16 protein-coding genes and 1 pseudogene are annotated in these 19,190 nt (G+C 72.9%); 1 reads left to right on the forward strand and 16 read right to left on the reverse strand.

Annotated elements, in window-relative coordinates; translation table 11 throughout:
• Positions 1-32: 32 nt before the first annotated feature.
• From ACIG87_RS25055 to ACIG87_RS25095, 9 genes and pseudogenes are all read right to left on the reverse strand, one after another.
• A complete protein-coding gene (locus ACIG87_RS25055) occupies positions 33-2,405 on the reverse strand; it encodes a glycoside hydrolase family 65 protein (RefSeq protein WP_396853680.1) in 2,373 nt (790 codons plus the stop codon).
• The gene (locus ACIG87_RS25060; protein ID WP_396853682.1) at positions 2,402-3,151 is read right to left on the reverse strand and encodes an HAD family hydrolase; all 750 of its coding nucleotides are present in this window, start codon (positions 3,149-3,151) and stop codon (positions 2,402-2,404) included. The genes ACIG87_RS25055 and ACIG87_RS25060 overlap by 4 nt, the downstream gene beginning before the upstream one ends.
• 83 nt (positions 3,152-3,234) lie before the next feature.
• Positions 3,235-3,585 (reverse strand): annotated as a pseudogene (locus tag ACIG87_RS25065) (DUF4442 domain-containing protein); the annotation flags it as partial.
• 29 nt (positions 3,586-3,614) lie between these two features.
• On the reverse strand, positions 3,615-4,919 hold the full coding sequence (locus ACIG87_RS25070) for an ABC transporter ATP-binding protein (protein WP_396853684.1): 1,305 nt from the start codon (positions 4,917-4,919) through the stop codon (positions 3,615-3,617).
• Between the two features lie 130 nt (positions 4,920-5,049).
• A complete protein-coding gene (locus ACIG87_RS25075; RefSeq protein ID WP_396853686.1) occupies positions 5,050-7,224 on the reverse strand; it encodes a CDP-glycerol glycerophosphotransferase family protein in 2,175 nt (724 codons plus the stop codon).
• Positions 7,225-7,240: 16 nt separating this feature from the next.
• The gene (locus ACIG87_RS25080) at positions 7,241-9,328 is read right to left on the reverse strand and encodes a DUF5941 domain-containing protein (RefSeq protein WP_396853687.1); all 2,088 of its coding nucleotides are present in this window, start codon (positions 9,326-9,328) and stop codon (positions 7,241-7,243) included.
• The gene (locus ACIG87_RS25085) at positions 9,325-10,065 is read right to left on the reverse strand and encodes an ABC transporter ATP-binding protein (protein ID WP_396853688.1); all 741 of its coding nucleotides are present in this window, start codon (positions 10,063-10,065) and stop codon (positions 9,325-9,327) included. The genes ACIG87_RS25080 and ACIG87_RS25085 overlap by 4 nt, the downstream gene beginning before the upstream one ends.
• Complete coding sequence (locus ACIG87_RS25090; RefSeq protein ID WP_396853689.1) at positions 10,066-10,893, reverse strand: ABC transporter permease; 828 nt, start codon at positions 10,891-10,893, stop codon at positions 10,066-10,068.
• A 59-nt stretch (positions 10,894-10,952) separates the two neighbouring features.
• Positions 10,953-12,323: an L-serine ammonia-lyase gene (locus ACIG87_RS25095; RefSeq protein WP_396853690.1), complete on the reverse strand. Its 1,371-nt coding sequence runs from the start codon at positions 12,321-12,323 to the stop codon at positions 10,953-10,955.
• 297 nt (positions 12,324-12,620) lie between these two features.
• Here ACIG87_RS25095 and ACIG87_RS25100 point away from each other — a divergent pair, with 297 nt between their 5' ends.
• The gene (locus ACIG87_RS25100) at positions 12,621-12,824 is read left to right on the forward strand and encodes a PspC domain-containing protein (protein ID WP_396853691.1); all 204 of its coding nucleotides are present in this window, start codon (positions 12,621-12,623) and stop codon (positions 12,822-12,824) included.
• Between the two features lie 104 nt (positions 12,825-12,928).
• Here ACIG87_RS25100 and ACIG87_RS25105 read toward each other — a convergent pair whose 3' ends face one another.
• The 7 genes from ACIG87_RS25105 to pdxH all read right to left on the reverse strand — a co-directional run bounded on the left by ACIG87_RS25105 (position 12,929) and on the right by pdxH (position 19,135).
• Entirely contained in the window at positions 12,929-13,696 is a 768-nt protein-coding gene (locus ACIG87_RS25105; protein WP_396853692.1) for a DUF4230 domain-containing protein, read from the reverse strand.
• Positions 13,697-13,796: 100 nt separating this feature from the next.
• Positions 13,797-14,960 (reverse strand): acyl-CoA dehydrogenase family protein, encoded by a 1,164-nt coding sequence (locus tag ACIG87_RS25110; RefSeq protein WP_396853694.1) that lies wholly within the window; start codon positions 14,958-14,960, stop codon positions 13,797-13,799.
• 32 nt (positions 14,961-14,992) lie between these two features.
• On the reverse strand, positions 14,993-15,298 hold the full coding sequence (locus ACIG87_RS25115) for a type II toxin-antitoxin system VapB family antitoxin (RefSeq protein ID WP_396853695.1): 306 nt from the start codon (positions 15,296-15,298) through the stop codon (positions 14,993-14,995).
• A 174-nt stretch (positions 15,299-15,472) separates the two neighbouring features.
• Positions 15,473-16,075, reverse strand: a complete 603-nt coding sequence (locus ACIG87_RS25120) for a nitroreductase family protein (RefSeq protein ID WP_396853696.1) — start codon at positions 16,073-16,075, stop codon at positions 15,473-15,475.
• A gap of 2 nt (positions 16,076-16,077) precedes the next feature.
• On the reverse strand, positions 16,078-17,007 hold the full coding sequence (locus ACIG87_RS25125; protein WP_396853697.1) for an aldose 1-epimerase family protein: 930 nt from the start codon (positions 17,005-17,007) through the stop codon (positions 16,078-16,080).
• A 152-nt stretch (positions 17,008-17,159) separates the two neighbouring features.
• Positions 17,160-18,455 carry an MFS transporter gene (locus ACIG87_RS25130; protein ID WP_396853698.1) on the reverse strand — a complete coding sequence of 432 codons (1,296 nt, stop codon included), beginning with the start codon at positions 18,453-18,455 and terminating at the stop codon, positions 17,160-17,162.
• Positions 18,452-19,135, reverse strand: coding sequence for a pyridoxamine 5'-phosphate oxidase (gene pdxH, locus ACIG87_RS25135; protein ID WP_396853700.1), 684 nt, complete (start codon positions 19,133-19,135; stop codon positions 18,452-18,454). Before pdxH ends, ACIG87_RS25130 begins: the two co-directional genes overlap by 4 nt.
• Between the last annotated feature and the right edge of the window lie 55 nt (positions 19,136-19,190).

The raw sequence follows: 19,190 nt of genomic DNA on the forward strand, positions 1-19,190 counted from the left end.
GTCCCGACCGGCGCAACACCGGTCGGGACGGCTCAGACGCGGGGCTCCGGGAGGCGGAGCAGCGGGGCCCGGCCGGGCGGCTGTTCCGGCGCGGGAGTCTGTTCATGGGTCTGCGGTACGGGCACGGTCACCGGGACGGCGGAGGTGACCCGGACGGTCTCCCCGTGGTGCCGCAGCTCCACCATCGTGTCCGGGCCGCCGTTGCGCAGTGAGTACGTGGTCTGGTGCGGTCGGACGTCCACCCGCAGCCGCATCGACCGCCACTGCAGCGAGAACTCCAGGCGACTCAACCGGCTGGACAGTCGCGGGGCGAACGACAGCGCGCCGTCGTGGTCGCGCAGCCCGCCGAAGCCGGCCACCAACGCGATCCACGCCCCCGCGAGCGAGGCCATGTGCACGCCGTCGCGGGTGTTCTCGTTCAGGTCGTGCAGGTCCATCAACGCGGCTTCCCGCAGGTAGCTGTGGGCCAGTTCGGGGTGGCCCACCTCGGCCGCCAGCACCGCCTGGGTGCAGGCGGACAGGGACGAGTCCCGCACGGTGCGCCGCTCGTAGTAGAGGAAGTTGCGCAGCTTCTGCGCGTCGGTGAAGGCGTCCCCCCGCCAGTGCATGGCCAGCACCAGGTCGGCCTGCTTGACCACCTGCTTGCGGTAGAGGTCGAAGTACGGGTAGTGCAGCAGCAGCGGGTACTTCTCCGGCGGGGTGTGCTCGAAGTCCCACTCCTGGAGCCGGGTGAAGCCCTCCACCTGCTCGTGCACGTCGAGATCCTCGTCGTACGGGACGTGCATGGCCTGGGCGGCGTCCCGCCACTCGGCCGCCTCCTCCTCGGTCACCCCGAGGTCGAGGGCTTCGTCGCGCAGGCGCATCGCGCAGTCGGCGGCGGTGAGCAGGTTCCGCTGTGCCATCAGGTTGGTGTAGATGTTGTCGTTCTTGACGGCGGTGTACTCGTCGGGACCGGTCACCCCGTCGATGTGGAACCGGCCGTACCGGTCGTGGTGGCCCAGCGAGCGCCACAGCCGGGCGGTCTCCACCAGCAGTTCCAGGCCGATGTCCCGTTCCACCTGCTCGTCCCCGGTGACCAGGACGTAGCGGCGCAGCGCGTCGGCGACGTCGGCGGCGATGTGGAAGGCGGCGGTGCCGGCCGGCCAGTACGCCGAGGACTCCGGCCCCTCGATGGTCCGCCACGGGAACGCCGCGCCGGCCAGGTTCAGCGTGCGGGCCCGCTCGTGGGCCTGTTCCAGGGTGGCGTGTCGCCAGTACAGGGCGTCCCGCACCGCGCTGGGCTGGGTGTACGTCAGCACCGGCAGCACGAACATCTCGGTGTCCCAGAACGCGTGCCCGTCGTACCCGGGGCCGGTGAGCCCCTTGGCGGAGATCGGTCGACGCTCGGCCCGTGCCCCCGCCTGGAGCACGTGGAACAGTCCGAACCGGACCGCCTGCTGCACCTCCGGGTCACCCTCGACCCGGACGTCGGCGGCGTCCCAGAACTCGTCGAGGTACTTGCGCTGTTCCTGGTACAGCCCGTCCCAGCCGGTCAGCCGGGCGGCGGCGAGCGCCGCACCGACCTGGTCGCGCAGCGCCGGCAGGGAGCGCCGGCTGGACCAGCCGTACGCGAGGTACTTGACCACGCGCAGCGTCTCGCCGGGCTGGAGCACGCAGCCGACGGTGGTCCGCACCCAGTCCTCGTACCCCTCGGACTCGAAGGTGGCCTTGGTCGGGGCGTGCACGTCGTGCCCCATCCCGACGGCCACCCGCAGCCCGCTGACCTTGGTGCGGTGGATGAGCAGCCCGCCGTCGTCGGTGGTCAGCTCCTCCTCGGCCTGCAACGGCGACTCCAGCACGGCGGCGACCCGAGGGTCGCGGCTCTGCGCCGGCAGGTTCTCGTTGGCGACCAGTTCGGACTGGAGGATCAGCCGCAGCGGGCCGCTGACCGCCTCCACCTCGTAGTGGATCGCGGCGACCGACCGCTGGGTGAAGGAGACCAGCCGGGTGCTGCGGACCTTCACCTCCCGGCCGGCGGGCGAACGCCAGTGCATCTCCCGGTAGAGGGTGCCGGCCCGCAGGTCGAGGACCCGCTCGTGGCTGATCAGCTCGCCGTACCGCAGGTCGAGGGGTTCGTCGTCGACGAGCAACCGGATCAGCTTGCCGTTGGTGACGTTGACGATGGTCTGCCCCGACTCGGGGAAGCCGAACCCGGCCTCCGCGTACGGCAGCGGACGCAGCTCGTAGAACGAGTTCAGGTAGGTGCCGGGCAGGCCGTGCGGCTCGCCCTCGTCGAGGTTGCCACGCAGCCCGATGTGGCCGTTGGAGAGCGCGAAGACCGACTCGGACTGGGCCAGCACGTCCATGTCGAGGCGGGTCTCCCGGATGTGCCAGGGCTCGACCGGGTAGGCGCGTTCGCGGATCATGCGGTCGGCCCGGTCAGCAGCTCGGCAAGGTCGGTGACGACCACGTCGGCGCCGTGGGCGCGCAGCTCGTCGGCCTGGCCGGCCCGGTCGACACCGACCACGTGCCCGAAGTCGCCGGCCCGGCCGGCGGCCACCCCGGCCAGGGCGTCCTCGAAGACGGCGGCGTCGGCGGGGGCCACGCCGAGCAGTTCGGCGGCGGCGAGGAAGGTGTCCGGATGCGGTTTGCCGCGCAGCCCCTCGGCACGGGCGACCAGCCCGTCCACCCGTACCTCCAGCAGCGGTTCCAGCCCGGCGGCGGCGACCACGTCGCGGCAGTTGGCGCTGGCCGAGACCACCGCCCGGCGCAACCCGGCCTGCTCGGCCGCCTTCAGATAGGCCACCGAGCCCGGGTACGCCTCGACGCCGTCGTGGTGGATCCGGTCGAGCAGCACGACGTTCTTGCGGTTGCCGACACCGTTGACGGTGTCCGCGCCCGGCGGGTCGTCCGGGCTCCCCTCGGGCAGGGTGATGCCCCGGGAGGCGAGGAAGGAGCGCACCCCGTCGGCGCGCGGCTTCCCGTCGACGTACCGGTGGTAGTCCGGGCCGGGGTCGAAGGGGCGGAACGGCACACCGCTGGCCTCGGCGTGCCGGCGCAGCAGGTCGTCGAAGGTCTGTTTCCAGGCGGCGTTGTGGACCCTGGCGGTTTGGGTCAGCACGCCGTCGAGGTCGAAGAGGCAGGCGGTCACATGACCAGGTAGGCCCAGCACGCTACGAATCTATCCACCGCCCCGGCCGGGCAAACCCTTTTCCCCACCCGCCACCCTGGTCGACGGCCGGGCCGCGACCCGGGTCAGCGGTTCGGACGCAGCGTCCAGAGCACGGTCATCGTGCCGGTGACGGTGCCGTCGGGGGTGCCGATCTCCACTTCGACGGGGAACTCCGGACGCTGCCCGGCAGCCAGCTCGGCGAGCACCTCGGCCGGGGTACGACCGAGCCGCGCGGTGGCGAGCACCGGTCCCATCGCCAGCTTCCGGTACGCGATGCCGGCCCGCACGGCGAGCGGCACGACCCGGTCCAGGACGTGCCCGAACGCGGCCATCACCACCGCGCCGGAAGCGGTCTCGCCCAGGGTGAACATGGCGCCGGCGTGCGGGCCGCCGACGTGGTTGTGGGTGGCCGGCGAGTCGGGCAGCCGGTCCACCAGCCCAGGAGCCGCGGCAGGGCGGACCGTCAGCGCCAGCCGACGTCGATCCGGTCGCCCCGCTCGTCGAAGAAGTGCAGGGCGTCCATCCGGACCGCGACCGCCATCGGGTGACCCGCCGAGATCGCCGGGTACGGGGCCAGCCGTACCGCCAGCTCGGCCGGGCGGCGGTGGTGCCGGCCGGGGTCGTTCAGCACGCTGGTCCGGTTGCCGCCGGGCGTCGTGGTGGCCTGCTCCGGGTCGACGGCCCGCCCGGTGAGCCGGGACATGACCTGGCCGAACCGGCGCAGCCCACGCTGGCCCGGGGCGGCGTCCTCGACGGGGGCGCTCATCTCGTCCACCATGATGGCGGTGGCGCCGATGTCGAGGAAGGCAAGCGACTCGTGCCCGTGGTGCTCCAGGTAGCGGACCCGGCCCTGGAGCACGTCGCCGGGGGTGTCCGGGGCGACCGGGGTGAGCGCCTCGGCCCGCATCCCGACCACGATCCGCTCGCCGTGGTAGTGCGCCACCGCCCGGCTGCGGATGTCGTCCCAGGGCAGGTAGAGCGCCTGGTCACCGAGGGTCAGCGTGACGTACCGGTCGAGGTGGACGTAGACCGACGCCTCCAGCAGGTTCATCCGGGGGCTGCCGAGGAAGGCGGCGACGTAGAGGGTCGCCGGGCGGCCGTACACCTGGGTGGGGGTGCCCACGTCCTGGAGGACGCCCTTGCGCATGATGGCCACCCGGTCGGCCATGGTCAGGGCCTCGGCCTGGTCGTGGGTGACGTAGATGGTGGTGACACCCAGCTCGCGGGTGAGCCCGGAGATCTCGGCGCGCAGCTCGGCGCGCAGGCCGCTGTCCAGGTTGGACAACGGCTCGTCCATCAGGAACAGCCCCGGCCGGCGGACGATCGCCCGGCCCATCGCGACCCGCTGCCGCTGGCCGCCGGAGAGCTGGTTCGGCTTGCGGGCGAGCACGTCGCCGATGCCGAGCGCGCTCGCCACGTCCTGCACCCGCTCGCCGCGCGGTGACGGCTCGACGCCGGACAACTTCAGCGGGAAGCCGATGTTGTCGCCGACCGTCATGTGCGGATAGAGCGCGAAGTCCTGAAAGACCATGGCGATCTTCCGGTCGCGCGGCGGCAGGTCGTTGGCGACCTCGCCGTCGAGCATCACCGCCCCGGTGGTCGGGTCCTCCAGACCCGCGATCATCCGCAACACGGTCGACTTCCCACAACCGGACGGGCCGAGCAGCACCATGAACTCGCCGTCGTTGACGTCGAGACTGACGTTGTCGACGGCGAGTGTCCCGTCCTGGAAAACCTTTGTGACGTCCTTAAGCGCGACGGTGGTCACCGTCTCCTCCCCCAGCTTGGCCGAACCCCGGGGTTGACTGTGACGAGCATCATCGGGTTAGCACATCGGGTAAACGTGCCATGTTCGGCTGATGACAGCCCTATTACGCCAGTGCGGCAATCCGGCCGCATCACTCCGGTTCGCCGAGGAACACCCGGCGGACCACCCGCTCCGCCGCGTGCCCGTCGTCCCACGGGCAGAACCGCTCCCGGAACGCCCGCCGGGCCCGGTCGGCCCGCTCCCCGGTCACCGCACCGCAGCGGAAGAGCTCGAGCAGTTCGTCGAAGGTCAGCGCGACCGCGCCCGGCGCCTCGACGGTGACGTCGAAGTAGACCCCCCGGGCCAGCCGGTAGGCGTCCCGGTCCGGCGCGTAGATCACGATCGGTCGGTCCAGCACCGCGTAGTCGAACATCGCCGACGAGTAGTCGGTGACCAGCACGTCGGCGGCGAGGTAGAGGTCCTCGACACCACCGACGTCGCTCACGTCGAGCACCCGCCCCTCGGTACGCCGACGGGCCCGACCGTCCCGGTCGTGGAAGTAGTGGCTGCGCACCAGCAGCCGGCCGGCCGGCCCGAGCACGTCCAGCAGCCGGTGCGGGTCGAACGGCGGTCGGTACCCGGGCAGGTGCTCGCGGTGGGTCGGCGCGTAGAGCACCACCCGCTCGCCCGGTGCGACCCCGAGCCGGGCCCGTACCGCGCGCACCTCCTCGGCGGTGGCGGTGACCAGCCGGTCGTTGCGCGGGTAGCCCACCTCCAACCGGACGTAGTCCGCCGGATAGGCGCGGTCCCACATCTGGGTGGAGAAGGCGTTCGAGGTGATGCTGTAGTCCCAGCGGTCCACCCGGCGCAGCAGCCCGGCGAAGTCCGTCCCGACCGCGCCGATCGGGTACCGCTGCTGGTCCAGGCCCATCACCTTGACCGGGGTGCCGTGGTGGGTCTGCACGTGCACCTGGCCGGGGCGCTTGCGGACGAAGTCCGGGAAGTTCACGTTGTTGACCAGCCAACGGGCCCGCGCCAGCGCCCGCTGACAGTCGCGGGTACCGGCGACGACGTACTCGGTGCCGGGTGGAAGGGTGTCGATCCGGTCCCGTCGGACGATCCACACCCCCCGTATCTGCGGGGCGAGCCGGCGGGCGGCGGCGGCGATCGCCGCCGGGTTGCAGGCGTACCCGCGGTACCAGTAGGCGGCGTAGACGGCCAGCGTCGGGTCGACCGGCCGACGCAGTTCGGCCCGGTAGTACTCGCGCAGCAGCGCGTCCCGGGCCAGCCGGGCGGTCCGCCGGGCCACCGGCCGGGCCCGACGGCGGGTCGCCCGCGCGGTCTCCTTCGCCTGATGGGCGGTGCGCAGCGCAGCGAAGGTGCGCCACCGGCCGGCGGCGACCAGGCGGTGCTTGAGCCCGTCCACCCCGTCCGGCACCGGGTAACCCTCGGCCGGCTGGAAGCGCCGGTGGTCGGCGGTGATCCGGTGGAAGAACGCCGGCCGCAGTTCGGGGGCGATCCGGTCGCCGTTGCCGAGCACGGTCAGGTAGTGCCAGATCATCCGCTCGAAGACCACCGGTCGCAGCCCGGCCAGCTCCGGCCGGTCGTCGAGGAAGCGGAACACCCGGTGCCACTGGTCGAAGACCTCGAAGTGCCGGTCGTCCCGGGTCCGGGTGATCGCGCCGGCCCGGCGCTGCCGGTAGTTGACGCAGACCCGGTCGAGTACGCCGATCCGCCCGGCGGCCAGCAGCACCGGGTAGCTGAACGCGACGTCCTCGTACCAGCCGGGGGCGAAGCGCAGCCCGAGGCCGGTCAGGAACTCCCGGCGGACCAGCCGGTTCCAGGCGGTGTGCAGCAGCCGTAGGGTCTGCGGCCGGTCCGCCAGCCGGAAGGTCGCCGCGCCGGGCGGTTCGGGGAAGACCTCCGGCAGGGCGCTGCCGGTGACGCGCTCGTCCCAGTGCACCCGGACGTGGTCGACCAGGAGCACGTCCGGACGGGTGGCGGTGAGCCGGTCGGCGACCTCGGGCAGGCAGTCGGGGGCGAGCCAGTCGTCGCCGTCGAGGAACCAGACGTACTCGCCGGTGGCCCGGTCCAGCCCGACGTTGCGGGCCGGACCGAGCCCGGCGTTCGCGGGCAGGCGTACCGCCCGGACCCGGGGATCCCGGGCGACGTACTCGGCGAGGATGTCGCCACAGGCGTCCGGGGAGGCGTCGTCGACCCCGATCACCTCGATGTCCCGGTACGGCTGTCCGAGCAGCGAGTCCAGGCACTCGCGCAGGTAGCCCTGCACCCGGAAGGCCGGTACGACGAAGCTGATCAGCGTCATCCGGCCGCCCCTGTCGTCAGCCCGGCGAACCACCCCGCGCCGGTACGGCCGCCGCCCGGGTGGCGCGGGCCGGCAGGACGACCCAGGCCAGGACGACACTCGCCACGAAAACCACAAAAAGGTACGCACCGAGTGTAGCCATGGCAAGGCTGGCAAATCCGGCGATCGCCACCACCGCCAGCAGCACCGAACGCCCCTCCCAGCCCAGCGTCCACGGGTGCAGCGGCGGGGCCGCCTGCCGCTTCTCCAACCGGGCGGTCAGGTCGTAGTGGTGCACGGTCAGCACGAAGACGTACCCGAAGATCAACCAGGCCGGCACCCCGCCGACCACCCCGACCACGGCGGCAAAGAGGTACTCGCCCGCCCGCAGCGCCGCCGGCACCAGCCAGTCCAGCGGACCGTTGTGCGCCGCGCCCGCCCCCAGCCCGGCCACCAGCAGCACCACCAGCGCCACCGGCAACCACCAGCGCAGCCCGCCCGGGTCGCCGTCGCCGGCCGACCGGAGCAGCCCCGCCACCAGCAGCACCGCCGGCCCGAACACCCCGATCACCGCCAGGGTCAGCGGACCCATCGGGCGGACCACCGGCAGCCGGGCCGCCACCGGCCCGTCGTCGCGGTGCAGCGTCGCGTCGACGGTGTCCAGCACCGGCACCCACATCCAGCGCGCCCGCAGGGTCCGCAACGCGCCCGTGTACCCGAACGCCAGCACCCCCCACACCAGCACCGAGACCAGGCTGACCAACGGCCCGAACAGCGCGGCGGTGACCGCGATCAACGCCCACCGCTCGCCGATCGGGAAGACCACCGTCCGCTTCAGCCAGTACGACACCGAGCCGGTGTCCGCCTGCACCCGGGTCGAGGCGGCATTCAGCTTCCCGCCGATCCCACCGGCGGCCGGGGTGGCCGGGCGGGGTCGCCGGGCCGCCTCGTCGTGCAGCACCCCGTACCAGGCGTCGGTCATGTGCCGGACGGTCTGCAGGATCATCGCGGCGATCGCCAGCGCCCAGCCGTAGCGGAACCCGGCGTGCGTCGCGCCGTAGCCCAGACCCGCGTAGACCAGGTACTCCTTCGCCCGGTCGGCCATCGTGTCCAGCCAGCCGCCCCACGCGCTGAAGTGCCGGGTGTAGCGGGCCAACTGCCCGTCCACGCAGTCCAGCACGAAACCCAGGTAGAGCAGGACCGCGCCGGCCACCAGGGCGGATCGGCCACCGACGCCGAAGAGCACCGCCGCGACCACCGCGAAGAGCACCGAGACCATGGTGACCCCGGTCGGCGTCAGGCCGAGCCGGGCGCACACCTTCGTCACGTACGGCGACCAGGTGCTGACGAAGTAGGTGGTGAAGAAGTCGTCCCGTTCCTTCACCGACAGCCGCAGCTCCGCCCGGTCCTCGTCCACCCCGGCCAGGGCCGCCTCGGCCTCGGCCAGCCCGGCCGGGTCGGCGACCCGGTGCGCCACGAGCAGGCGTACCCGGTGGGCGAAGGTCAGCGTGCCGAGATCGGTGAGCGCGGCGAAGAGCCGGTCCACGGCGGGCCCGGCCGCCCGACCGCCGGCCACCGGGGTACCGGCCACACCGCCCGCCGCCGGGGTGTCGTCGGCGGTCCGGGCGGCCGGGATGCCGGCCGCGCCCCCCGCCGACGGGAGGACGCCGGCGGTCCGGGCCGGCACCGCACCGTGCGCGGCGCGGGCCGCCGCCGCCAGGGCCGGCAGGTCGTCCGCGCCGACCCGCAGCGCGCCGCCGAAGACGCCGGTGGCGTCGGGCAGCGTCGGGCCGGCGTCGACCACCTGCCCGCGCTCCTCGCGGACCACCGTCCGGCCGGCGGCCGGCGGGTCGGTGAGCACCAGGGCCACCGTCGGGCCGACCGGGCTGGTCACCAGATGCTTCAGTACGGCCGTGTGCGCGACCAGGTCGGCTCCGGTGACCAGCACCGGGCCGGTGACGGTGTCGACCAGGGCGGCCAGCTCGACCAGGTCGGCGACGGTGGTGACCCGGTCCGCCCCGGCGCGGCGCAGCTGGTCGGCCAGCCGGTCGGTGAGGGGTTCGCCCGTGCCGGTGGTCAGGCCCCCGGCCGGCGCACCGGCGGCGAGCACGATCGCAAGCGTCACCTCGGCACCACGGCGTGGTACGCGTCGAGCGCCTCGGCGACCGTCCCGTCCACGGTCAGCCGTCCACCGTCGAGGTAGAGCCCCCGACGGCAGAACCGGGTCAGGTCCTTCTCGTTGTGTGACACCAGCACCAAGGTGCGCCCCTCCGCGAGCAGTCGGTCGATCGTCGAATAGCACTTCTTGCGGAACTCCGCGTCGCCCACCGCGGTCACCTCGTCCATCAGCAGGATCGGGTGCGGCAGGTGCGAGATGATCGCGAACCCGAGCCGCACCTTCATCCCGGACGAGTAGTGCCGGACCGAGGTGTCGATGGCCCGTTCCACCTGCTCACCGGCGAACGAGACGATGTCGTCGAAGTGCCGCTTCAGGTAGCCCGAGGACAACCCGTGCAGCCCGCCGACCAGGTAGAGGTTCTCCCGCCCGGTCAGGTCGTTGGAGAAGCCGGCGGAGAGTTCCAGCAGCGGCGCGACGTCGCCGGAGACCCTGATCCGCCCCTCGTCGGGGATCAGCACTCCGGCGATCAACCGCAGCAGGGTGCTCTTGCCGGTGCCGTTGCGCCCGATCACGCCGAGCGTGTCGCCCGGCTCGACGGTGAACGAGACGTCGCGCAGCGGCCAGAACTGACCGGCGGCAGCGGCCCGGCCCCGGTGGATGAAGAGTTCCCGCAGCCGGAGCTGCCGACGCCGGTTGCGGACGAAGCGGATGCCGAGACCCTGCGCCTCGATGATCGGCGGCACCTACAGTTCCTTCAGCACGGCCGGTTCGAGCCGGCGGAACGCCCACCAACCGGCCACCAGCACCAGCAGGCTGCCGGCGACCGTGGTGCTCAGCAGCCGGGCGTCCGGGAACTCGTCCGGGTACCAGATGGCGTGCTGGAGCTGGAAGATGCCGACCAGCGGGTTCAGCTCGTACGCCACCTTCACCCAGCCCGGCATCCCGGACTCCCGCACCAGACTCAGCGGGTAGATGATCGGGGTGGCGTAGAAGAGCACCCGGATGACCAGCCGCATGAACCGCTCGACGTCGCGCATCAGCACGTTCACCGCCGACAGCAGCAGGGACAGCCCGACCAGCAGGGTGCCCTGCACGACCACGGCCAGCGGCAGGCTCAGCAGCGACCAACCGAGGTCGATCCGGCCGTGTGCGGCGTAGACGGCGGCGACGGCGAGCAGGATCGGCAGGCCGGCGACGTACTCGGCGAACCGGCCGGTGACCCGGCCGATCGGGAAGACCTGCCGGGGCACGTTCATCGTGGTGATCAGGCGGGACTGCCCGGTCAGCGCGTTGGTCGCCTCGCTCAGCGCCGAACTGGTCCACATCCAGGCGAAGATGCCGGTGATCAGGAAGAGCGGGTACGACCCGGCGGCCTCGCCGAGGTGCCGGTTGGTCGGCCCGGAGTAGAGCACCCCGAAGACGAAGAAGTAGATCGCGCCCATCCCCAGCGGCTCGATCAACGACCAGAAGTAACCGAGCACCGACTGCTGGTACTTCACCGCGAGATCACGCTTGACCAGGATGCGCAGCGAGTTGCGGTGCGACCACAACGTCGTGACGCCTGCGGTCACCGTCGCCTCCCGCCTGACAACAACGGACGACAGGTTAGCAGTCGGTGAACGAACGCCCCTCAGCACTCGATCACGTTGACGGCCAGGCCGCCGCGTGCCGTCTCCTTGTACTTGACCTTCATGTCCGCCCCGGTCTCGCGCATGGTCTTGATGACCTTGTCGAGCGAGACGTGGTGCACCCCGTCGCCGCGCAGCGCCAACCGGGCCGCCGTGATCGCCTTGATGCTAGCCACCGCGTTCCGTTCGATGCAGGGGATCTGCACCAGCCCCCCGACCGGGTCGCAGGTCAGCCCGAGGTTGTGCTCCATGCCGATCTCGGCGGCGTTCTCCACCTGCTCGGGGGTGCCGCCCCACGCCTCGGCCAGCCCGGCGGCGGCCATCGAGCAGGCCGACCCGACCTCGCCCTGGCAGCCCACCTCCGCGCCGGAGATGGAGGCGTTCTCCTTGAACAGCACCCCGATCGCCCCGGCGGCCAACAGGAACCGGACCACGCCCTGGTCGGAGGCGCCCGGCACGAACCGGGTGTAGTAGTGCAGCACCGCCGGGATGATCCCGGCCGCGCCGTTCGTCGGGGCGGTCACCACCCGGCCACCGGCGGCGTTCTCCTCGTTGACCGCGAGCGCGAACAGGGTCACCCAGTCCATCGCGCGCAGCGGGTCGGTGGAGCCGGCGTCCGCCTCCAGGCTGCGGCGCAGCTCGGCGGCGCGGCGGCGGACCCGCAACCCACCGGGCAGTACGCCGTCCCGCTCGCCACCCCGGGCCACGCACTCGCGCATCAACCGCCAGATGTCCAGCAGCCCGGCCCGCACGTCCGCCTCGCCGCGCCAGGACCGCTCGTTGGCGAGCATCACCTCGCTGATCGACAGGCCGGTCGCGGTGGTGACGTCGAGCAACTCGGCACCGGTGGAAAAGGGGTGCCGGACCGGTGTGGTGTCCGGCCTGATCCGGTCCGCCCCGGCCGCCGCCTCGTCCACCACGAACCCGCCACCGACCGAGTAGTACGTCCGCGCCCGAACCTCCACCCCCGCCGCGTCCCAGGCCGCGAAGACCATCCCGTTCGGGTGGTACGGCAGCGACCGGCGGCGGTGCAGCACCAGGTCCCGGTCCGGGTCGAAGTCGATCTCCTGGCCACCGAGCAGGGCGAGCCGGCGCTGTTCGCGGATCTCGGCGACCCGGGGTCCGACGCCGTCGGTGTCCACCGTCTCCGGGTTCTCGCCGGCCAGCCCGAGCAGCACCGCCCGGTCGCTGCCGTGGCCGTGGCCGGTCGCGCCCAGCGAGCCGAACAGCTCGGCCCGGACCCGGGTGACGGTGTGCAGCAGCCCGTCGGCCTTCAGCCCGGCGACGAAGGTGCGCGCGGCCCGCATCGGACCCACCGTGTGTGAGCTGGACGGCCCGATGCCGACACTGAAGAGGTCGAAGACACTGATCATCGCTGCGCTTCCTCGCCGTCGCCCGGTGGTGCCGGGTCCGGCCGGGTTCGTGGCCGCCCGGGGTTCCCGGCGACCTGCTGATCCCGTCCAGGGTGGGGACGGTGTCGACCGGCGAGCCTACCCGCCCAGCTCACGCCCCGCCGCATCCTGCGCCGGGAGGCATCGGCCGAGGCCGACTCGGGTAACCACCTACGGGTACGGGGCCACCGGATCACTCTCGGGACGGAGGGCAGGGTGGCCGCCCGTTCCTACCGTGGAATGCAGCGCGGCGGATCGCCGCAGAGTGGGAGTACGACGATGAGTCGCAAACTGGTCCGACCCCGCGAGGGGCGCATGCTCGCCGGCGTCTGTGCCGGCCTGGCCCGCCGGTTCAACACCTCGGCCACCCTGGTCCGGCTGCTGTTCCTGCTGTCGCTGCTGCTGCCCGGCACCCAGGTGATCGTCTACCTGGTGCTGTGGATCCTGATGCCCAACGAGGACCGGTACGCCGCCAGCTACTGACCCCCGCGGGCGGACCTGGCCGCCCGAACCGGATCCCGACCAGAGTGCCGCCTCCCCGATCGGGAGGCGGCACTCTGCACAGCCGGCTGCCGGCCCGCCCGGGGTCAGGGGGCCGTGTAGGTGACGGTGACCTTCTCGTAGCCGAGCGAGCGGAGCAGGCCCTCCAGCATCTTGCGGGTGTTCTCCTCGGCGCGCTGGGTCAGCCCGCTGTCCCGGGCCGCCGCGGTGATCCGCTCCTCGGCCAACCGGTAGACCTGCTGCTGCCGGTTGGGGTCGCCCTTGACCAGCTCACCGATCCGGTTGAACAGGCCGCGCTCCTCCGCGAAGACGTAGCTCTTGTCCAGGTCGAGGTTGGTCTGGCCGAGCTGCGGCGCGGGCAGCTTGACCTCGACGGACTTGCCGTCGGCGGACGGCACCACCGCCCCCTCGGAGATCTTGCCGAAGTCGACGTACGCCTCGATGCTGCCCGCCCCGACGAAGAGGGTCCGCTGGTTGAGCAGGAACTCCGGCACGTTGTTGCGGTCGTTCTGGAGGTCGACCACGACCTGGAAGTTGCCCTCCGCCGCGACGTAGCGGCTGAGATCCTGGATCGACTTGAGCAGCGGCGGCTGGCTGCGGTCGGTCTCTTCCTTGGCGAACGGGTTGCGGAAGTCCGGGAAGATCCCGGTCACCTGGGTGCCGAGCAGCACCACCACGACCAGCGCCGCCGCGCCGAGCACCCAGAGCAGGCCCCGGGCCGGGCCGCCGGCTGCGCGGGGCGGGCCGGCCGGTGGGGCGTCGGGGTCGGTCGGGTCGCCCGACCGGGTGGGCAGTGTGTCGGCGGTCGGGTAGCCGGGGAACTCACTCTGGGGGGTCTCACCGTCGCGGGCCATCGCCCTCACCGTCCTCGTCAGACACGTGCACCTGTCGATGACGTTACGGGTACCGTGCGACGCCCGCGCGGCGAGGAACCCGAACGGGTGACGGCCGGACTCAGGCGAAGGCGGACAACCCGGTGAGCCGCTGCCCGATGACCAGCTGGTGGATCTCGGAGGTGCCCTCGTAGGTGAGCACGCTCTCCAGGTTGTTGGCGTGCCGCATCACCGGGTACTCGCCGGAGACCCCGTTCGCGCCGAGGATCGTCCGGCACTGCCGGGCGATCGCCAGCGCCTCCCGGACGTTGTTCAGCTTGCCCACGCTGACCTGTTCCGGCCGGAGCTTCCCCGCGTCGGCCAGCCGACCCAGGTGCAGGGCGAGCAGCAGCCCCTTGTTCCACTCGACGGCCATGTCGGCGAGCTTGGCCTGGGTGAGCTGGAACCCGGCCAGCGGGCGGCCGAACTGGGTCCGGGTCGTGGCGTACGACAGGGCGGTCTCCAGGCAGTCGCGGGCCGCGCCGAGCGCGCCCCAGACGATGCCGTGCCGGGCCTCGGTCAGGCAGCTCAGCGGTGCCCTGAGCCCGACCGCCTCCGGCAGCCGGGCGTCCGCCGGCAGCCGGACCCCGTCGAGGGCGATCTCGCCGGTGAGTGAGGCCCGCAGCGACATCTTCCGACGGATCTCCTGCCGGCCCACCCCGGGGGCGTCCATCGGCACGAGAAAGCCCCGCACCCCCTCGTCGGTACGCGCCCAGACCACCCCGACGTCGGCGACCGGCGCATTGGTGATCCACATCTTCGCGCCGTCGAGAACCCAGTCGTCGCCGTCGCGGCGGGCCCGGGTCACCATCGAGGCCGGGTCGGAGCCGTGGTCGGGCTCGGTCAGGCCGAAGCAGCCGATCGCCTCGCCGGCCGCCATCGCGGGCAACCAACGCTGCTTCTGGTCCTCGCTGCCGAAGCGCCAGATGGCGTACATGGCCAGCGAACCCTGCACCGACACCAGGGACCGGACGCCGGAGTCGCCGGCCTCCAGTTCGAGGCAGGCCAGCCCGTACGCCACGGCCGAGGAACCGGCGCAGCCGTACCCGGTCAGGTGCATGCCGAGCAGGCCGAGCTTGCCGAACTCCCGGGCCAGCTCGCGGGCCGGGACCTGGCCGTCCTCGTACCAGCCGGCGACGTACGGGCGGACCCGGTCGTCGACGAGCCGGCGGACCACGGCCCGGATCTGCCGCTCCTCCTCGCTCAGCGAGGCGTCGACGTCCAGCAGGTCCAGCGCAGTGCCCATGGCCGCCACCTTAACGACTCCTCAGGGAGCCGTCACTCGGGCTGGCCGTTGAAGACCAGCACCCGGGCGTGGATCTGGTTGCGCTGCTGCAACGCCGCCCGCAACGCCCGGTGCAGGCCGTCCTCCAGGTAGAGGCCGCCGTTCCACTGCACCACGTGCGGGAACAGGTCGCCGTAGAAGGTGGAGTCCTCGGCGAGGAGCTTGTCCAGCGCCAGCTCACGTTTGGTGGTGATGAGCTGGTCCAGCCGCAGCGGGCGCGGAGGGATCTCCGCCCACTGCTTGAGCGTGAGGTGGTGTTCCGGGTAGGGACGCCCGTCCCGGACCGCTCTGAAGATCACGGCACGCTCCCCTCCCCGTGGCCGGGCCGACCCTCGGCGTGGTGCCGGGTCACGCCGAGGCACCGCACCGCGCGGCACCGATGACGATGCCAGCCTATCCGCCCCTGCCACACCGCGTTTTGCTCCCCGTTGTCGGTTTCCTCAGCGCCGCCGCCCACTGCGGACGAACCGGCATCAACTCCATCGGCCGCGCCGGACCACCTCGTCCACCGGCCGACGCCCCCTACGCAGCGACGGTGACCGGTGGTCGATTGCTCGATAACCTACCGTCATCGCGCCGATCGGGTGGTACTCCACCGGCACTCCGAACGCCTCCCGGTACGGCGTCAACCGGTGCGGCGGGATCCCGAAGAAGCACGCCCCCAGCCCCTCGTCCACGGCGGTGAGCAGCATCAGCAGCGCGGCGAAGCCGGTGTCCACGTACCAGTAGGGCACCGGCCAGCGGTCGACCGAGCGATCCGCCCAGCCCTTGTCCGGCTCGGCGTACCGCTCCAGGTAGACCGACTGGTTGGCGTGCGGCACCACGATCAGCGGCGCCCGGCGCATCCCCGCCAACCACCGTTCCCGGCCGCCACCCTCGGGGGTGGTCGCCGTCCAGAACCGCTCCCGGTCCGCCGGCTCCTCCAGCACCAGGAAACCCCAGCCCTGGGCGAAGCCGGCCGACGGGGCCCGGACCGCGTGGTCGAGCAGCCGATCCACCACCTCCGGCGGCACCGGGCGGTCCGGGTCGTAGTTGCGCACCATCCGGCGTCGCCGGACCACCTCGCCGAACTCCACGCTCAGACCCCGGGCCGGACGCCCCAGGTGCCCCGCCAGGTCTCCCCCGGGCCCAGCTCGATCACGTCCCGACCGGATCGGAACGCGTCCGGCGGGCAGGTCATCGGCTCCACCGCCACCGAACGGCGGTGCCGCTCGCCGGTGAGCGCGTCGCCGGTGAAGACCTGCCACCAGCCGAACTCACGGTCCGCCCAGAGGTGCACGGCGTCCGAGCCGTCCGGGGCCCCGAGGGTGACCGACGAGCCGCCGTCGTCGTCCCGGATCACGTCACCGAAGCAGAGGTCGAGCTGCGCGTCGCCGATCGGCCGGGGGCTGGTCCAGTCGAACTCGGTGCCGGCCACCGGGGTCGCCCCGATCGGCAGCAGCCGGGCGTCCACCTGGAGCCGGGTCCGGGCCGGCATCCGCATCGTGAGGTCGTCCACCGCGACCCCCGCCAGCCGCAGGTACGGGTGGACGGAGAACCCGAACGGCGCGGTCTCGGCCCCGGTGTTGGTCACCTCGTGCGCGGCCCGCAACCCGTCCGCCCCTACGCTCCACCGGGTACGCAGCCGCAGCGGCCACGGGTAGCCGGGGGTCGGCGGCAGGTCGTAACCGAGCGTGACCGAATCGGGAGACTCCTCGATCGGCTGCCACCGCACCCAGTTGACCAGGCCGTGCAGGGCGACCCCCCGGGCCGGTTCGGTCAGGTCGAGCTGCAACGACCGGTCGCCGAAGGTGTACTTCCCGTCCCTGATCCGGTTCGGCCAGGGGGCCAGCACGTGTCCGGCGCTGCCGGGGCTGATCTCGTCCTCGGCGTACCCGTCGAGGTAGTCCACCCCGTCCCGCCGGTACGTCCGTACCCCACCGCCGACCTCGACGATGACGGCCTGGTGGCCGTCGGCGGCGATGGTCCACTGTGTCCCCGAGGGTGGGCGGTGCGCAGCGTTGTCCATGCCGTGACCTTAGTCGGTGCCCTCCCCCGCCCACCGGACCCGGCGCACCCGTCCCACGTCCGCGCGGCCACCGACCGGCCGCCCCGGCGGTGGGGCACACCCCGGCGGTCGCCCACCCGGACCGGCCCCCGCCCGGCGGCCCGAGCGGGCGGTCAGGCGCGGTCGTTCTCCGCCGCCGCCGACGCCCGGTAGCGCAGCAGGGCCGGGAAGCTCACCACCAGCAGCACCGCCAGCCCGGCCGCGAGCAGGCCGCCGCCGACCCAGGCGACGCCCGTGCCGAACCCGGCGGCCATCGCCCCGGCCCGCAGGTCGCCCAGGCGCGGTCCACCGGCGACCACCACCGTGTTCACCCCCTGGAGCCGGCCGCGCATCCGGTCCGGCGCGTAGATCAGCAGCATCGACTGCCGCAGCACCGCGCTGACCAGGTCCGCCGCGCCCGCCACCGCGAGCAGCAGCACCACCAGCCAGAGCTGACGGGCCAGCCCGGCCGCCGCGATGGCCAGCCCCCAGCCGACCACCGCCACCACCAGGGTGAGCCCCTGCCGGCGCAGCCGGCCGATCCAGCCGGAGGTCAGGCCGCCCAGCATCGCGCCGATGGCGATGGCGCTGTAGAGCCACCCCACCGCCGCCCCGCCGCCGAACCGCTCCTGCGCCACCTCGGGAAAGAGCGCCCGGGGCATGGCCAGGATCATCGCGATCAGGTCGATGGCGAACGAGGAGAGCAGCACCGGCGTGGTGGCGAGGTAGCGGAAGCCGTCGAGGATGCCGGCCAGGCCGCCCCGCCGCACCTCGCCCTCGCGGGGTGGGGCCGGCGGCATCGCGGGTAGCCGCAGCGTCGCCACCACCAGCGCGGTGAACAGCAGCGCGTCGGCCGCGTACGCGATCGGCAGCCCGGAGTCGGTGCCGAAGGCCGCGAAGATCAGGCCGGCGGCCAGCGGGCCGACCACCGACGCGGCGGTGAAGGTGGTGTAGTTCAGCGTGCTGCCCGCCGGGACCAGCTCCGGCGGGAGCAGCCGGGGCAGGATCGCGGACCGGGCCGGTGAGCTGATGGCGAACGCGATCGAGTGCACGGTCACCAGCGCCAGCAGCAGCACCGGGCTGCCGATCCCGGACAGCGCGTGGCCGAGCAGGCCGAGCATCGAGACCCAGAGCAGCGCCGAGCCGACCAGCAGCACCCGCCGCCGATCCCGGGCGTCGGCGACCGCCCCGCCCCAGAGCCCGAACACCAGCAGGGGCAGGAAGCCGGCGACACCGAGCAGACCGACCCAGAAGGAGTCCCGGGTCAGCGCGTACATCTCCACCGGCACGGCGACCGCGGTGAACTGGAACCCGAACATCGCCACCGTGTTGCCGATCCACATCCGGCGGAACGCGGGAACCCGCAGCGGACGCAGGTCGATGGCCCAGCGGCGGGCGCTACCCGACCGGGCCGCTCTGACGTCGGTCACGGGGCCAACCGCTCGACGACCCAGTCGCCCCCCTCGGCCCGGCGGAACCGCAGCCGGTCGTGCAGCCGGCCGGCCCGCCCCTGCCAGAACTCCACCGACTCCGGCCGGACCCGGAACCCGCCCCAGTGCGGCGGCGCCGGTACCGGCGTCCCGGCCGGAAAGCGCTCCGCCACCGCCCGGTACGCCTCGTCCAGGGCGGCCCGGTCCGGCACCACCTCGGACTGGGTGCTCGCCCAGGCACCGAGCTGGGAGCCGCGCGGCCGACCGGCGAAGTACGCCTCGGTCTCGGCCCGGTCGACGTGCTCGACCCGGCCGGTCACCACCACCTGCCGCTGCATCACGAACCAGGGGAACACCAGGCTGGCCCACGGGTTGACGGCCAGCTCGGCGGCCTTGCGCGACCCGTGGTTGGTGTAGAAGACGAAGCCCTCCCGGTCGTACTCCTTGAGCAGCACGGTCCGGCCGCTGGGCCGGCCGGCGGCGTCGGCGGTGCCGAGGACCATGGCATTCGGCTCGGGCAGCCCGGCCGCGAGCGCGTCGGCGAGCCAGCGGCCGAACTGGGTGGCCCAGTCGGCGGCCAGGTCCGTCTCGGAAAGGCCCAGGTCGGCGGCGTACTCACTACGCATGGCCGCCAGGGCGGGTGTGTCGCCCGTCACGTCTTTCTCCCTCTCGCCGGGCATCCCACGTCCTGGCGACGCTGGTCGGCCCACTGATCAGTCTCACGGAGAGCGCCCC

Origin of the sequence: Micromonospora sp. NPDC051925, from assembly GCF_044548625.1 — a bacterium.
Taxonomy (GTDB): Bacteria; Actinomycetota; Actinomycetes; order Mycobacteriales; family Micromonosporaceae; genus Micromonospora.

Bases quoted from the DNA above. Each gene is read 5' to 3' on its own strand.
- ACIG87_RS25055 (WP_396853680.1), bottom strand. From the start codon at position 2,405: ATGATCCGCGAACGCGCCTACCCGGTCGAGCCCTGGCACATCCGGGAG.
- ACIG87_RS25075 (WP_396853686.1), bottom strand. From the start codon at position 7,224: ATGACGCTGATCAGCTTCGTCGTACCGGCCTTCCGGGTGCAGGGCTAC.
- ACIG87_RS25095 (WP_396853690.1), bottom strand. From the start codon at position 12,323: ATGATCAGTGTCTTCGACCTCTTCAGTGTCGGCATCGGGCCGTCCAGC.
- ACIG87_RS25100 (WP_396853691.1), top strand. From the start codon at position 12,621: ATGAGTCGCAAACTGGTCCGACCCCGCGAGGGGCGCATGCTCGCCGGC.
- ACIG87_RS25105 (WP_396853692.1), bottom strand. From the start codon at position 13,696: ATGGCCCGCGACGGTGAGACCCCCCAGAGTGAGTTCCCCGGCTACCCG.
- ACIG87_RS25110 (WP_396853694.1), bottom strand. From the start codon at position 14,960: ATGGGCACTGCGCTGGACCTGCTGGACGTCGACGCCTCGCTGAGCGAG.
- ACIG87_RS25125 (WP_396853697.1), bottom strand. From the start codon at position 17,007: ATGGACAACGCTGCGCACCGCCCACCCTCGGGGACACAGTGGACCATC.
- pdxH (WP_396853700.1), bottom strand. From the start codon at position 19,135: ATGCCCGGCGAGAGGGAGAAAGACGTGACGGGCGACACACCCGCCCTG.